The sequence below is a fragment of the Microvirga brassicacearum genome, from assembly GCF_008757455.1.
GTDB lineage: Bacteria > Pseudomonadota > Alphaproteobacteria > Rhizobiales > Beijerinckiaceae > Microvirga > Microvirga brassicacearum.
In genome coordinates this window covers 38,791-52,199 of sequence record NZ_VCMV01000014.1, presented here as the reverse complement: position 1 = coordinate 52,199, position 13,409 = coordinate 38,791, and the positions used below count along the sequence as shown (strand labels likewise).

Sequence of the window (13,409 nt, the reverse complement as noted above, 5' to 3'; positions counted from 1 at the left end):
ATGAGCGAGACGTCCTATCCGCGCGATCTGATTGGCTATGGCCGCAATCCGCCCCATCCGAACTGGCCGGGCGATGCGCGCCTCTGCGTGCAGTTCGTGGTCAATTACGAGGAGGGCGGCGAGAACAACATCCTGCATGGCGACCGCGCCTCCGAGGCGTTCCTGTCGGAGATCGTGGGCGCCGCCCCGTGGCCGGGCCAGCGCCACATGAGCATGGAATCGATCTACGAGTTCGGCTCCCGCGCGGGGTTTTGGCGGCTGTGGCGGATGTTCACCGCGCGCGCGATGCCTGTGACGGTCTTTGGCGTCGCGACGGCGCTTCAGCGCAACCCGGAAGCGGTCGCGGCGATGCAGGAGGCGGATTGGGAAATCGCCAGCCACGGCTTGAAGTGGATCGACTACAAGGATTTCGGCGCGCCAGAAGAACGGGCGCATATGAACGAGGCGATCCGCATCCACACCGAAGTGACGGGCGAGCGCCCCACCGGCTGGTACACGGGCCGGACATCGGGCCACACCAACGCTCTGGTGGCGGAGGAGGGCGGCTTTCTCTACACGGCGGATTCCTATGCCGATGAGCTGCCCTATTGGGAAAATGGCACGCAACTCGTGGTGCCCTATACGCTCGACGCCAACGACATGCGCTTCGGGACACCTCAGGGCTTCAACTCGGGCGATCAGTTCTACGCCTACCTGAAGGACACGTTCGATACGCTGTATGCCGAGGGCGAGACTGCGCCGAAGATGATGTCGGTCGGCCTCCATTGCAGGCTTGTCGGACGTCCGGGGCGGGCCGCGGCACTGGCGCGGTTTCTCGATTATGTGGCGTCGCACGAGCGCGTGTGGGTCGCGCGACGGATCGATGTCGCGCGGCATTGGCTCGCCCATCACCGCCCCGCGGGCCTCAAGCCCAGCACCATGAACCGGGCCGTCTTCGTGACGCTCTTCGGCGACATCTACGAGCATTCGCCCTGGATCGCCGGGAAAGCCCATGAGGCGGGGCTGACCACTGTCCAGGACACCGCCGAGGGGCTGCACGCCAGCATGGCGGCGGTGCTGAAGTCGGCAAGCCGGGAGCAGAAACGTGCGCTGGTCGAGGCCCACCCGGACCTTGCCGGGCGCCTGAAGCTCGCCGACCTAACGGATGTTTCCCGCAGCGAACAATCCTCCGCCGGCCTCGACCGCCTGACAGAGGAGGAGCGCGACCGCTTCCTTGCTCTCAACGATGCTTACCGGGCAAAATTCGGCTTTCCGTTCATCCTGGCGGTCAAGGGACGCACCAAGGAGGAGATCCTGGCAGCGTTCGAGGAGCGTCTCGAGCACAACCCCGATCAGGAATTCGAGGCCGCCCTGGAGCAAATTGACCGCATCGCCCTGTTGCGCCTGAAAGACAGGCTCCCTTCGCTCGCGGATGTCTTCTCTTCGCTTGCCTGAACGGAACCCGGAGGCCGGTGAAAGAGTCTTGCCCTCAGCTTGGCCGCAACGGCCGGCTGAAGGGGAGAGTTTTCGATGGGTCTTTTCACGTTCATCAAGGAAGCGGGCGCCAAGATCTTTGGCGGCAGCGCTCAGGCGGCGACCTCCGAGAAATTGAAGGAAGAGGTCAAGGGCCACGGCTTCAACTCGGATAAACTCGCAATTGAGGTCAATGACGGCAAGGTCAAGCTGTCCGGCGACGCCGTCAGCCAGGAGGAAGCCGAGAAGATCATCCTGGCGCTTGGAAATACCTATGGGGTCGCCGAGGTGGATACCAGCGGCCTCAAGATCGAGAAGCCCGCCGCCGAATCCGTGATGTACACGGTGGTCAAGGGCGACACGCTCTGGGCGATCGCCGAGAAGCATTACGGCAAGGGCAACGGCGCCAAGCACACCCAGATTGTCAAGGCGAATTCGCCCCCGGTGAAGAACCCCGACATGATCCAGCCCGGCTGGGTGCTTCGCATTCCGCCGCTCGCCTAGATTGCGGTCCTCCGCGCGGGGCCTTACATGCGGGGTCCCGCACGGAGAAGCCAAATCATGAATGTCAGCAAGCCGACCATCGTCGATCTCGATCGCGACGCCATCAAGCGGGGGCTGAGCGAGGACTCGATCCTGCTCGTGGATGTGCGCGAGCCTCATGAATTCGCCGAGGGCCATATTCCGGGCGCCGTCTCGCATCCGTTGTCGGCCTTCGATCCGACATCGATTCCGACCGATAGGCGCGTCGTCCTGTCCTGCCGCTCCGGTGTCCGATCCGTGCGCGCCGCCGAGCTGGCCCAGGCGGCGGGGATCGACCTTCGGGAACATTACAAGGGCGGCTTCAAGGATTGGTCGGAAGCCGGCGAACCGGTCGAGTAGCTTCGGCGTGCACAATCGCATCGCTCACGCAGATTTGTTCAAGCGCGCAGTGCGAAAACGCCGCGATCTGTGGCTAACTCCGCGACGTCCGCGAGCCGATGCCGGCAGCGATTCTGAAGACGGACAGGGGGATCTTGAATGAAGCGTGCGATTATCGTCGCCGGGTTGATGACGCTCGGCCTGACGGCAGCCATTGCCCAAAGTAATATTGTCGAACAGCGTCAGGACCTGATGAAGCAATTCGGCGCGCAATCGCGAACGATTGCGGGAATGCTGCGGGGGCAGGCGCCGTTCGACCTCGCCCAAACCCAGGCCGCCCTCAAGACCGTCTCCGATGCGGCCAAAAAGCTGCCGCCCCTGTTCCCGGAGAGCACGAAAGGCGCCGAGAAGACGGATGCGCTCCCGACGGTGTGGGAAAGCAAGGCCGAATTCGACAAGCTGTTTGCCAGCCTCGATGCGGCGTCGCAGACGGCCCTGGCGAAGATCACCGACGAGGCGTCCTTCAAGGCCGAAATGCCGAAAGTCCTGCAGAATTGCGGCACCTGCCACAAGACCTATCGCAAGAGCTGATTGTCCGGCGCTACCATTTGCGGGCGGCCTCGCGCCGCCCGTTGCCATGAGGTCAAGGAGACGTGATGCGCAGGGCGCTGCTGGGGCTCGTCGGTCTGCTGCTGCTGGGGGGTGTGGGCTTTTACGCCCTGACGTCGCCCACCGTCTATCGGTGGGTTCGCGGCAGTGCAGACGCCGTCGCGATTCCGGCGGGGTTTCCCGGTGATGCCGGCAACGCAGATAACGGCCGCACGCTCTTCTATGCCGGCGGCTGCGCGTCGTGCCATGCGGTTCCGGGGCAGGGCGACAAATTGAAACTCGGCGGCGGTCTCAAGCTGGCGACGCCCTTCGGGACGTTTCATGTTCCCAACATTTCCCCCCACAAGCAGGACGGGATCGGCGCGTGGCGGCTGAAGGATTTCATCCGCGCCATGCGCGAGGGCATCGGACCCGGCGAGACGCATCTCTACCCGGCTTTTCCGTATCCCTCCTATCAGCGCATGTCGCCGGGAGACCTCACCGACCTGCACGCGTTCATCATGTCGCTGGCACCGGTCGAGGGCCGCACGCCCGATCATGAACTGAAGTTTCCCTACTCGATGCGCCGCGGCCTCGGCCTGTGGGATCTGGCGTTCCTCGACGGACGCGTGTTCGCGCCGGATCCGTCAAAGTCCGAGAGCTGGAATCGGGGCGCCTATCTGGTGAACGGCCCGGGCCATTGCGCCGAGTGCCATAGCGAGCGCAATTTCGCCGGTGCGATCATTTCCGATCGCCGCTTTGCCGGCGGACCCGATCCGGAAGGCAAAGGAGTCGTCCCCAACATCACTCCGAGCCCGTCGGGCATCGGCGGCTGGACGCCCGACGACCTGACCACGCTGTTGAAAACCGGCGATACCCCGAATTTCGACACGGTGGGCGGGCCGATGGCGGATGTGGTTCGCAACACCGCGCAATTGTCGGATGGGGACCGCGCCGCCATGGCCGAATACATCCTGTCGCTCGCCCCTCTCGACGCCTACAAGAAGCCTCAATAGATCGGAGCGGGCCTCAAGACCTGTCGAGGAGGCTCACTGCGGTCGAGCGGCGGAGCCGCAGGTCCGAGCGGGCCCTCGTTGATCAGTCCATCACCGCGGCTTTGAGGATGCAGACCATCGTGGCGCGTGCGGGAGCAGTGCCGACGCAGCGCACGGTGTGGCGACGGTCGCAGCGATAGCGCAGGGTCTCGCCGGCCTTGGCGCGCTGGACCACCTCGCCCACCTCGACCTCGAACTCGCCTTCCAGCACGGACAGGCATTCCACCGAGCCGCGCTGGTGAGCGTCCGAATCCAGCACGCCGCCGGGTTCGGCCTGCACGTCGTACCATTGCAGCCACTCGATGGTCTTGATCCACCCGACGATGGCGAGGCGAACCTTGCCGTCCTCCGACAGCAGGTTCGGCGTGTCGGCGCGCGAGGATTTCTCGATGAACGGCTCTTCGTCGCTCGAGGCCAGGACGCGCTCGATGGACACGTCCAGCGCCTGACTGAGGCGCCAGATGGTGGCGAGCGTCGGGTTGGTCTCGTTGCGCTCGATCTGGCTGATGATCGATTTGGCGACGCCGGATTGCTCGGCCAGCTCAGAGAGCGAAAGATTGTAGGCCTTGCGCAGCCGCTGGATCGTCTTGCCCATATGGCCGGACAGAACCTGCGCTCCGGCGTCCAGCTCCCGGTGCCGCTCTTTGCCTTCTACGCCCATCTCAAAACGCCTCGTGTCCTGAAAGAACGAACGATCGTTCCACAAAAAGGTTTTGGGGTATGGAGGCGCTGGGGTCAAGCGCCCGTCTGGATCACGATGAGTTTGGACAGATTCTGCCCAAACTCATGAAAACGTGACCGATTTTATCATCCGGAGCACGACGTCTGCCGAATCCGCTCCACGGCTCATGCTCTAGACGCTGGATCGCTGCGATGCCGCGGCCAGCTCCTTGGCGCGCTGGAGGCCGAGCTGGCGCTCTCTCCAGACGATCAGCAGCCCCGTGGCGGCAACGATCAGGCCGCCGATGATCACCGTCAGCGCCGGCAGATCGCCGAACACCGCCCAGCCGATCAGCAGCGCCCAGATCATGCTGGTGTATTCGAAGGGGGCGATGATCGAGGTGTCCGCATGCCGATAGCTCTCGGTCAGAAGAATCTGCCCCAGGCCGCCGAACAGGCCGCCGACCACGAAGAGCATCAGGTCGGCGCGGTCCGGCAGCCGCCAGCCGAATGGCAGGGTCAGGAGCGAGAGGCAGGAGGCGAGAATGAAAAAGTAGAACACGATGGCGCCGGTCTTCTCGGTCTCCGTCAGCCGCCGTACCTGGATCATCGCGCCGGCGGAACAAAATGCTCCCGCAAGCGCCGCGACGGCGCCGAGGGTGGGTCCGGACGACAATCCGCCGGAGAACATGCTCGGCGACAGGTAGGGCGACAGCATGATCAGCACGCCGACGAACCCGATTGCGACGGCCGTCCAGCGATAGGCCCGAACCTTCTCCCTGAGCACGAGGGCCGCCAGCACGACCACGATGAGCGGCGAGGCGTACCCGATGGCGATGGCGTCCGGCAGCGGCAAATAGGTGAGCGCCGAGAACCCCAGATACATGCCGAGCGTGCCGATGAAGCCGCGTTTGAAGTGGCCGCGCAGGTTCTTCGTCCGCACCGAATTGATCAGGGCGCCCTGCCATATCAGCCATGCGAGCAGCGGGATGATCGCAAAGGCCGAGCGGAAAAAGACGACCTCGCCGACCGGATAGCGCGCCGTCAGGGTCTTCAGGATAGCCGACATGACCGTGAAGACGAGAGCGGACAGAACTTTGAGGGAAATCCCGAGAAGTGGGTTCAACGGACTCTGAGTCGGTGGAGGAAACGAGCCGCAAACAACCACGGCGTGGGAGCGGCGTGAAGCCCATTTCGCCCCAAAAGCCGCATTTGGTGCCCGACGTCACAAAACTGCAAGATCAGCGTCACGATCCTGAGACGGGAATCCGGTCTGGCTGATGGTGATCAAGCCGGAGGATGTCTCATGGGTCAGGCGTTCGACGCAATTCGCGTTCGCACTCTCTTTCTCTCCGATCTTCATCTTGGCACCAAGGGCTGTCAGGCCGACCAGGTGCTCGCCTTCCTCAAACGCTACGACGCCGACACGATCTATCTTGTGGGCGACATCGTCGACGGGTGGCGCCTGAAATCCGGCTGGTATTGGCCGCAGGCCCATAACGACGTGGTGCAGAAGCTGTTGCGAAAGGTCCGCAAGGGCACGCGCCTGGTCTACATTCCGGGCAACCACGACGAATTCCTGCGCGACTTCCTCGGGAACAGTCTCGGCGGGGTCGAGCTTGCGGATTTTGCGCTCCACGAGGCCGCCGACGGCAAGACCTATCTGGTGATCCACGGCGACCAGTTCGACCTTGTCGTCCGGCACGCGCGGTGGCTCGCGCTTCTTGGCGACGGCGCCTATACCGCCGCGCTTTTCATCAACACCTATCTCAACGTCGTGCGGCGAAAACTCGGGCTCACCTACTGGTCGCTCTCGTCATGGGCGAAACTGCGGGTGAAGAACGCCGTCAACTATATCGGCCGTTTCGAGGAATTGCTCGCCGCCGAGGCGAAGCGACATGATGCCGACGGCGTCATCTGCGGACATATCCACCATGCTGCCATGCGCGACCTCGACGGCATCGCGTATGTGAACACCGGCGACTGGGTCGAATCCTGCACGGCGGTCGTCGAACACTACGATGGTGCATTCGAACTGGTGCGCTGGGCCGAGGCCGGAGCGCGTCTGCGGCCGGAAAACAGCGCCGCCGCGAGCCTTCTGGCGCAGGAGGCTGCCTGATGCGTCTCCTCATCGCCACCGATGCGTGGCGGCCGCAGATCAACGGCGTCGTGCGCTCGCTCGAATACATGGCCGAAATGGCGCCGGGATTCGGGGCTGAGGTCAGCTTCCTGACGCCGGAACGCTTCCGCTCGTTTCCGATGCCAACCTACCCGGAAATCCGGTTGTCGGTGGTGGCACCCGGACAAGTGCGGCGTTTCATCGAAGCGGCCGATCCGACGCATATTCATATCGCAACCGAAGGCCCGATCGGCCTTGCGACCCGCCGCGCCTGCCTGAAGGACGGGCGCGCTTTCACCACGAGCTATCATACGCGCTTTCCCGAATATCTCTCCGCCCGCATGCCGATCCCGGAGGGCCTCACCTACCGGTTCCTCCGGCAATTTCACAATGGCGGCCGCGCCGTGATGGTGAGCACGCCGTCCCTGGAGAGCGAACTCGGCGCGCGCGGCTTTCGCAATATCCTGCGCTGGACCCGCGGCGTCGACACGACGCTGTTTCGCCCGCGGCGCGAGCGGATCATCGATGCGCCCGGGCCGCTGTTCCTGTTCGTCGGCCGCGTCGCTGTCGAGAAGAACATCGAGGCGTTCCTGGCGCTCGATCTTCCCGGCACCAAGCTCGTGGTGGGCGACGGCCCGGCGCGAGCGGTGCTTGCCAGGAAATACCCGGATGTGCGTTTCCTCGGTGTTCTATCCGGAGAGGAGCTTGCGCGCATCTATGCCAGCGCGGATGTGTTCGTCTTTCCGAGCCTGACTGACACCTTCGGCATCGTCCTGCTCGAAGCGCTGGCATCGGGTCTCCCGATCGCGGCCTTCCCGGTCACCGGGCCAGCCGACGTGGTGGGAGGGTCCGGTTGCGGGGTTCTCGGGGACGACCTGCGGCAAGGTGCTTTGGCCGCACTCGATATCCCGAAGACGCGCTGCCGCGCCTATGGCGAGACCTTCACCTGGCGCGAAAGTGCGCGGCAATTCTTCTCCAACATTGCGATCGCGTGCGATACTGCCCCGCTCACATCAGAAACGGCGGGTGCGCGGCCGTCGGTTCCGGCTGTCGCATAGGCTCGCTCTCCGCCGGTTCGGAATCGCAAATCGCGATCATCGCGTGGAGACGCGTCTCGAGATAGCGCAGGTTCTTGAGGATCCGCGCGATGCGCTGCATCCCCGCCGCGTCAGTGTCGCTCAATGGAACATCCGGGTGAATCGGATGAAGGCCGACGCGGTCCACCGGCGGCAGCAGGGCTACCTCGCGCCTGGTCTGCTCGAACATCGTCGCGATGGTCCGGAGATTGTCGTGGAGGTGGTCCATCACCCGCACCGCGCGACCCGGCAGCGTATCATCCTGCAGCCGGTTGACCGCGCCAAGAACGACCTCGGTATCCGCATGGCGGTTGCGCCTCGCATATTCGCGCAGGAACCACCGGCCGCGCGAGGTTTCCATGACGGCTGCCTCGATGGCGGTAAAATCGGAATCGGCGAAATCGCCATCCTCCGCCGTGACGAACGGCTCCTCATCGGTCATGGTAGGCGTCATCGCTATGCGGGCTCCTGATTCCCCGAGCATGTCCCGGAGAAATCGGCTGGATTTCCGACCAGGGCACGCCCCCGGCTGTCAGGTGCCAGTGTGTCGAAAGCTCGCAACAGCTCAACACCTTCCGTTGCGTTATCAACGCCCATTCGCGGCTCCGGCCACGATTTCAGCTGCCCGGACGTCCTGATTAGGCCGTGTACTCATAAATCAATCAAGATTCAGCGATGTCCGCTATGTGAGGACAATCCGCTCAAGCTTCTGGTCCGCGCAAAGATTGGCAGAACCGATCTTGCCGTCGTCAGGGAGCGGTAGCCCCGGTCTTCTCCAGCTTCGTTATCACCGCGTCGAGGTTGAAACTCGCGGGCTTCTGCCGCACCGGAAATTCGTTGAAACTTTGCAGCCATTGAGTAGCGAGCGCCTGCATGGGCACCTGGACGAAGGCGCGTTCAATCATCCATCTGTCATAAAGAATGGACTCGTCCCCGCGCTCGAACGGATCAGCGCGCAAGTTGAACAGCTTCGGCAGGCGCAATTCTGTAAATTGCCCTGACCAGACGCCGATTCCCTTGTTGTTCTGCTCAAGGAAGACGCATTTCCACTCGTTAACCCGAATCGCAACAAGTTGACCGTCATCGTTCCAGTAAACGAACTCGCGGCGCGGTTCTTCCTTGGTGTCACCCCTGAAGAAGGGAATGAGATTGAAGCCGTCGAGATGGACTTTGAAGTCCTTGTCGCCGATCCGCGCGCCCCGCAAGCATTTGTTGACGATGTCAGGATCGCCGCCCGCTGCGGCGAACGTCGGTAGTAGATCGTAATGCGAGAACATATCATTATAGATCGTGCCGGGCTTGATAGTGCCGGGCCAGCGGATCACCGTCGGCACACGATAACCGCCTTCCCAATTGGTCGCTTTCTCGCCACGGAACGGGGTAGCTCCGCCATCCGGCCAGGATACGATCTCCGCGCCGTTGTCAGAGGTGAACAGGACGATGGTGTTGTCGGCGATACCGAGGTCGTCAAGCTTCTTGAGCAACTGTCCGACCAAACCGTCAAGCTCTACCATACCGTCGGGATAGGGTCCGAGCTTGGTCTTTCCTTCGGAAGCAGGCTTCAGGTGCGTCCATACATGCATGCGTGTTGGGTTGAAGTAACAGAACCAGGGAGTGTTAGCTTGGTGCTTGCGGTCGATGAAATCGATGGCCGCGCCGATGAACTCCTCGTCCACGGTCTGCATCCGCTTGGTGTCAAGCGGGCCGGTGTTTTCGATTGTCTGCTTACCCACACGTCCGTAGGCGGGATCGACGGTCGCGTCATCCACGTCGGTGGCTTTGCATTTCAGTACGCCGCGCGGCCCAAACTTGGTCCGAAACTTCGGGTCCTTGGGGTAGTCCGGATTCTGAGGCTCTTCCTCCGCGTTGAGATGGTAGAGATTGCCAAAGAACTCGTCGAAGCCGTGTACGGTCGGCAGATATTCGTTGCGGTCGCCGAGATGGTTCTTGCCGAATTGGCCGGTGGCGTAGCCAAGCGGCTTCAGGGCTTCCGCGACACTTATGTCCTCGGCATGAAGTCCGATGGCTGCACCCGGCAATCCCACTTTGGTCAGTCCGGTCCTGATCGGCGATTGTCCGGTGATGAAGGCCGCACGTCCTGCTGTGCAACTTTGCTCACCGTACCAATCGGTAAACAGCGCCCCCTCTTTGGCGATGCGGTCGATATTGGGCGTTTGGTATCCCATAACGCCCAGATTGTAGGCGCTCACATTGAACCAACCGATGTCATCGGCCATGATCATGAGGATGTTGGGCTTGCGTCCGGATGGTGACACCGCCGGCCGTTGCTGCGCCTGAGCCGTTTTCACCGGCGCGGCGGCCGACAATGCAGAAGCCGCGGCAATGCTCGTGCCACCAAGTAGAATTTTACGGCGGCTAATAGTGGGCCTGCGGTCGGAGCTTTCTTTTTTCGCCATTGCGTTCTCCTTGGGCAGCGGCATGCCTCTAAGCTAGGTGAAGCTCTTGGAGCCTAGTTGTTGACCCTAAGATTGGAAATAGTTGGATCGAATTTAATAATCGCTTCGTCAGCTAGGGCGAGCAGCCCAGCCGCTGTTCTGGTGAGGTCTGGAATTGTTCTTCACAAAGGCTTGGCGGCTGTGCGAAAGTGAATTGGTGAAACAGGTCCCACTAAGAATGGGAAGCATCCACGTTTGGATTGGTTGTGCGACTTTCGCATTTTCAATGTGACGGTCCGTCTATTGGGAGCGGGACAACATGCGCAAAATTATCTTGATTGGTATCGGGTGCCTGATCACCACCATCGCATTCGCACAAGAAAAAGGGAAAGGAAACTTGGCCCTTGAAAAATGGCGAGCCTGTGCTGACGCTGCAGCGAAACGATTCTCAAAGAGTGCAGAAAGCGCTCCTGTGGTCGCGCGCTATGCCATCATGTCTTGCCATGACGAGAAGAAGGAAGCTTCTCAAGCGTTGATACAGGAGCAAGGGTCTCGCTTCGCAGAAGAGTTCGTCGAGGCGGCGGAACGTCGCTATACTGATTTGCTTGCCATAGACGTCATAGAAATGCGCATAAAGCACTAAGCGGAAGGCACAAGTTCGCTAGTCGACACGATTGGCGCTGAAACCGTACCTGGGTGAAAGCGCGGGACGTTGAAATTGGGTACATGTCTGCTTTGAGTCATTCGCGTCGATTTTGCCAGGGTGCGTTGGCCAACATTCCTCCGGAGCGAAATCGCAAAGAGCCTATCTGCTTTAGCCCTTATCTGTACCGCGCCCGCAACTTGGTTGAGCGCTTCTTCAACAGGATCAAGCAGTGTCGGCGGGTTGCGACCAGGTATGACAAACTCGCCGCAAACTACCTCGCCTTCATCAAACTGGCATCAATCCGAACTTGGCGACGCGCTTATGAATCCACGCCCTAGGCCCTTTTGACCATGTCGCGTCCCAAAGCTCTGGCAGTCCGATTATCCGCCCTGCACGCGGCGAGCTTTTTCAGCCACGGCTTCTATCTGCCGTTCTTTCCCCTCTGGCTCCAGAGCAAGGGGCTCGATCCGGCGCTTATCGGCCTGGTGGTCGCCATTCCCATCATCGTCCGGATTCTCGCGACCGCGCCGCTCCTGAGCCTCGCCGACAGGTCCTTCGGCGCCCGGCGCCTCCTGGTGATCAGCCATCTCGGCCAGATGATCGGGTTTCCCTTGCTTTTCCTGGCGCAGGACAGCGTCACGATCACCGGCCTCGTCGCACTGGTATCCATCACCCAGGCTGCCGTCATCCCGGGCAACGATCTGGTGACGACGTCGGCGGTGCAGCGTTATCCCGGCCTGAATTATGGCCGGTTGCGGGGCGTCGGCTCCATTGCGTTCTTCGTCGCCAACATCGTCGGCGGCTATCTCGTCGGCGCGTTCGGGGCGGGCGTTGTGCCGTTGGCGCTGTCGCTCATACCTGCCCTCGGGATCACCGCCACTCTGCTGGCCGTCCCCAAGCCGTTATCGGAAATCGCCTCTGCGGCGCCAAGCGAAATGGCGGCCTCCACCGTGCTGCCGAAGGTTTTGTGGATCGTCATGATCGCCGCCGCGCTGACGCAGGGCAGCCACGGGGCGCTCAACGCCTTCGCGAGCATCTATTGGCAATCGCTGGGGTTTGCCGATGCGGCGATCGGCTATTTCTGGGCTGCAGGCGTGATCGCCGAAATCATCGTTTTCATGGTGCTGGGGCAGGCGGTGGGACGCGGCTCTGGGCTCGGATTGTTGCTGATCGGCTCCGGCGCCTCCGCGATCCGGTTCAGCATCATGTCGCTCCAGCCCGATATGGCGACCACCTTCGTGCTGCAGGCGATGCACAGCCTGTCGTTCGGCGCCTCGCACCTTGGCGCGATGGCGGCCTTGACGGCGCTCGCACCCACTCGCGTCCGGGGACGAGCGCAGGGCATTTATGGCTCGCTCGCAGCCTTGACGACCGCGACTGCGACCATCGCCAGCGGCGTGATCTATCGCGAATCCGGTGCCGCCGTGTTCGCCGCCATGGCGCCGCTGGGCGCTGCCGGCTTCATCCTGACGCTGGTTGCCGCGCGGATGCTGAAAAATCAGCCCCAGAGAGCCGGCTGAGGCGGATAGACGATACTGCCGTCATAGGTCAGCGCCGGCTCCCGATCCTTGGCGAGAAGCAGCGGGCCGTCGAGATCGACGAACCGCGCCCGTGGCGCCAGTACCATGGCGGGCGCCATCGCAAGCGAGGTGCCGACCATGCAGCCGATCATCAACGAGAAGCCCTGCGCCTGCGCAGCCTCGGCGAGTTCCAGCGCCTCCGTCAGGCCGCCGGTTTTGTCGAGCTTGATGTTGACGGCATCATAGAGGCCCACGAGGCGCTTGAGGCTTGCGCGGTCGTGGACGCTTTCGTCGGCGCAGATCGCCACCGGGCGGGCAAGCGTTGCCAGAAAACCGTCATTCGCCGCCGGCAGCGGCTGCTCGACCAGGACGTAGCCGGCCTCGGCGCAGGCGGCAAAATGCTCCGCCAGGTTGTGCTCGGTCCAGCCTTCGTTCGCGTCCGCGATCAGGGTTGCGTCAGGGGCCGCGCGACGAACCGCCGCGATGCGCTCCAGATCGCCCCCCTCGCCACCGAATTTCACCTTCAGGATCGGCCGGTCGGCGGCTTTTGCCGCGGCCTCGGCCATGACCTCCGGGGCCGCGAGGCTGATCGTGTAGGCGGTCGTGGCCGGTGGCCAGCGGTCGATGCCGGCTGTTACATGAGCGCGGATGCCGGAGCGCTTCGCGTCGAGATCCCAGAGCGCGCAATCCACCGCATTTCGTGCCGCTCCGGCCGGCATGGCCGATTGCAATCCCTCGCGCGTCAGCCCGGCTTCGATTTGCAGTCGCAGGGCCTCGATGGCGGCAGCGACGCCCTCGACCGTCTCGCCGTAGCGCGGGTAGGGGACGCACTCGCCGCGTCCGACCGCGCCGTTCTCCGAGATCGTAGCCGTCACGACGACGGCCTCGGTGCGGGACCCACGCGCGATGGTGAAGGTGCCGGCGATGGGAAACCGCTCGATGCTGACGGTGAGTTGACGCATTCTCTCGTCCCTGTTGCTGAAACTCGGCTCGACTTGTGGCGTAGCAACACGCTATCACCAAGCGGAATCGATGG

Annotated in this window: 14 protein-coding genes and 1 pseudogene; 10 read left to right on the top strand and 5 right to left on the bottom strand. The window is 62.6% G+C overall.

What is annotated here, in order from left to right; all coding sequences use genetic code 11:
- From puuE to FEZ63_RS10925, 5 genes are all read left to right on the top strand, one after another.
- A complete protein-coding gene (gene puuE / locus FEZ63_RS10945) occupies positions 1–1,434 on the top strand; it encodes an allantoinase PuuE (protein ID WP_150944272.1) in 1,434 nt (477 codons plus the stop codon).
- Positions 1,435–1,509: 75 nt separating this feature from the next.
- Complete coding sequence (gene lysM, locus FEZ63_RS10940; protein ID WP_150944270.1) at positions 1,510–1,956, top strand: peptidoglycan-binding protein LysM; 447 nt, start codon at positions 1,510–1,512, stop codon at positions 1,954–1,956.
- Positions 1,957–2,013: 57 nt separating this feature from the next.
- On the top strand, positions 2,014–2,334 hold the full coding sequence (locus FEZ63_RS10935; protein ID WP_150944268.1) for a rhodanese-like domain-containing protein: 321 nt from the start codon (positions 2,014–2,016) through the stop codon (positions 2,332–2,334).
- Positions 2,335–2,472: 138 nt separating this feature from the next.
- A complete protein-coding gene (locus FEZ63_RS10930; RefSeq protein WP_150944266.1) occupies positions 2,473–2,904 on the top strand; it encodes a c-type cytochrome in 432 nt (143 codons plus the stop codon).
- A 65-nt stretch (positions 2,905–2,969) separates the two neighbouring features.
- Positions 2,970–3,917: a cytochrome c gene (locus FEZ63_RS10925; protein WP_150944264.1), complete on the top strand. Its 948-nt coding sequence runs from the start codon at positions 2,970–2,972 to the stop codon at positions 3,915–3,917.
- A gap of 82 nt (positions 3,918–3,999) precedes the next feature.
- On the opposite strand, the gene FEZ63_RS10920 is transcribed toward FEZ63_RS10925, so the two are convergent.
- Positions 4,000–4,617, bottom strand: coding sequence for an XRE family transcriptional regulator (locus FEZ63_RS10920; RefSeq protein ID WP_150944262.1), 618 nt, complete (start codon positions 4,615–4,617; stop codon positions 4,000–4,002).
- A 192-nt stretch (positions 4,618–4,809) separates the two neighbouring features.
- Positions 4,810–5,742 carry a DMT family transporter gene (locus FEZ63_RS10915; RefSeq protein WP_150944260.1) on the bottom strand — a complete coding sequence of 311 codons (933 nt, stop codon included), beginning with the start codon at positions 5,740–5,742 and terminating at the stop codon, positions 4,810–4,812.
- A 180-nt stretch (positions 5,743–5,922) separates the two neighbouring features.
- On the opposite strand from FEZ63_RS10915, the gene FEZ63_RS10910 reads away from it, so the two are divergent.
- Both FEZ63_RS10910 and FEZ63_RS10905 read left to right on the top strand, forming a co-directional pair.
- On the top strand, positions 5,923–6,735 hold the full coding sequence (locus FEZ63_RS10910) for a UDP-2,3-diacylglucosamine diphosphatase (RefSeq protein ID WP_150944258.1): 813 nt from the start codon (positions 5,923–5,925) through the stop codon (positions 6,733–6,735).
- Positions 6,735–7,793, top strand: a complete 1,059-nt coding sequence (locus tag FEZ63_RS10905; protein WP_150944256.1) for a glycosyltransferase family 4 protein — start codon at positions 6,735–6,737, stop codon at positions 7,791–7,793. Before FEZ63_RS10910 ends, FEZ63_RS10905 begins: the two co-directional genes overlap by 1 nt.
- Here FEZ63_RS10905 and FEZ63_RS26200 read toward each other — a convergent pair.
- The gene (locus tag FEZ63_RS26200; RefSeq protein ID WP_150944253.1) at positions 7,744–8,265 is read right to left on the bottom strand and encodes a hypothetical protein; all 522 of its coding nucleotides are present in this window, start codon (positions 8,263–8,265) and stop codon (positions 7,744–7,746) included. The genes FEZ63_RS10905 and FEZ63_RS26200 overlap by 50 nt on opposite strands.
- Before the next feature lie 295 nt (positions 8,266–8,560).
- A complete protein-coding gene (locus FEZ63_RS10895; protein WP_150944251.1) occupies positions 8,561–10,228 on the bottom strand; it encodes an arylsulfatase in 1,668 nt (555 codons plus the stop codon).
- 298 nt (positions 10,229–10,526) lie between these two features.
- Here FEZ63_RS10895 and FEZ63_RS10890 point away from each other — a divergent pair, with 298 nt between their 5' ends.
- From FEZ63_RS10890 to FEZ63_RS10880, 3 genes and pseudogenes are all read left to right on the top strand, one after another.
- Positions 10,527–10,850: a hypothetical protein gene (locus FEZ63_RS10890; RefSeq protein ID WP_150944249.1), complete on the top strand. Its 324-nt coding sequence runs from the start codon at positions 10,527–10,529 to the stop codon at positions 10,848–10,850.
- A 116-nt stretch (positions 10,851–10,966) separates the two neighbouring features.
- Positions 10,967–11,191: pseudogene (locus tag FEZ63_RS10885) on the top strand (transposase); the annotation flags it as partial.
- A gap of 12 nt (positions 11,192–11,203) precedes the next feature.
- Positions 11,204–12,373: an MFS transporter gene (locus FEZ63_RS10880; RefSeq protein WP_150944247.1), complete on the top strand. Its 1,170-nt coding sequence runs from the start codon at positions 11,204–11,206 to the stop codon at positions 12,371–12,373.
- Here the strand turns inward: FEZ63_RS10880 and dgcA are convergent.
- Positions 12,352–13,335 (bottom strand): N-acetyl-D-Glu racemase DgcA, encoded by a 984-nt coding sequence (gene dgcA / locus FEZ63_RS10875; RefSeq protein ID WP_150944246.1) that lies wholly within the window; start codon positions 13,333–13,335, stop codon positions 12,352–12,354. The genes FEZ63_RS10880 and dgcA overlap by 22 nt on opposite strands.
- Positions 13,336–13,409 lie beyond the last annotated feature (74 nt).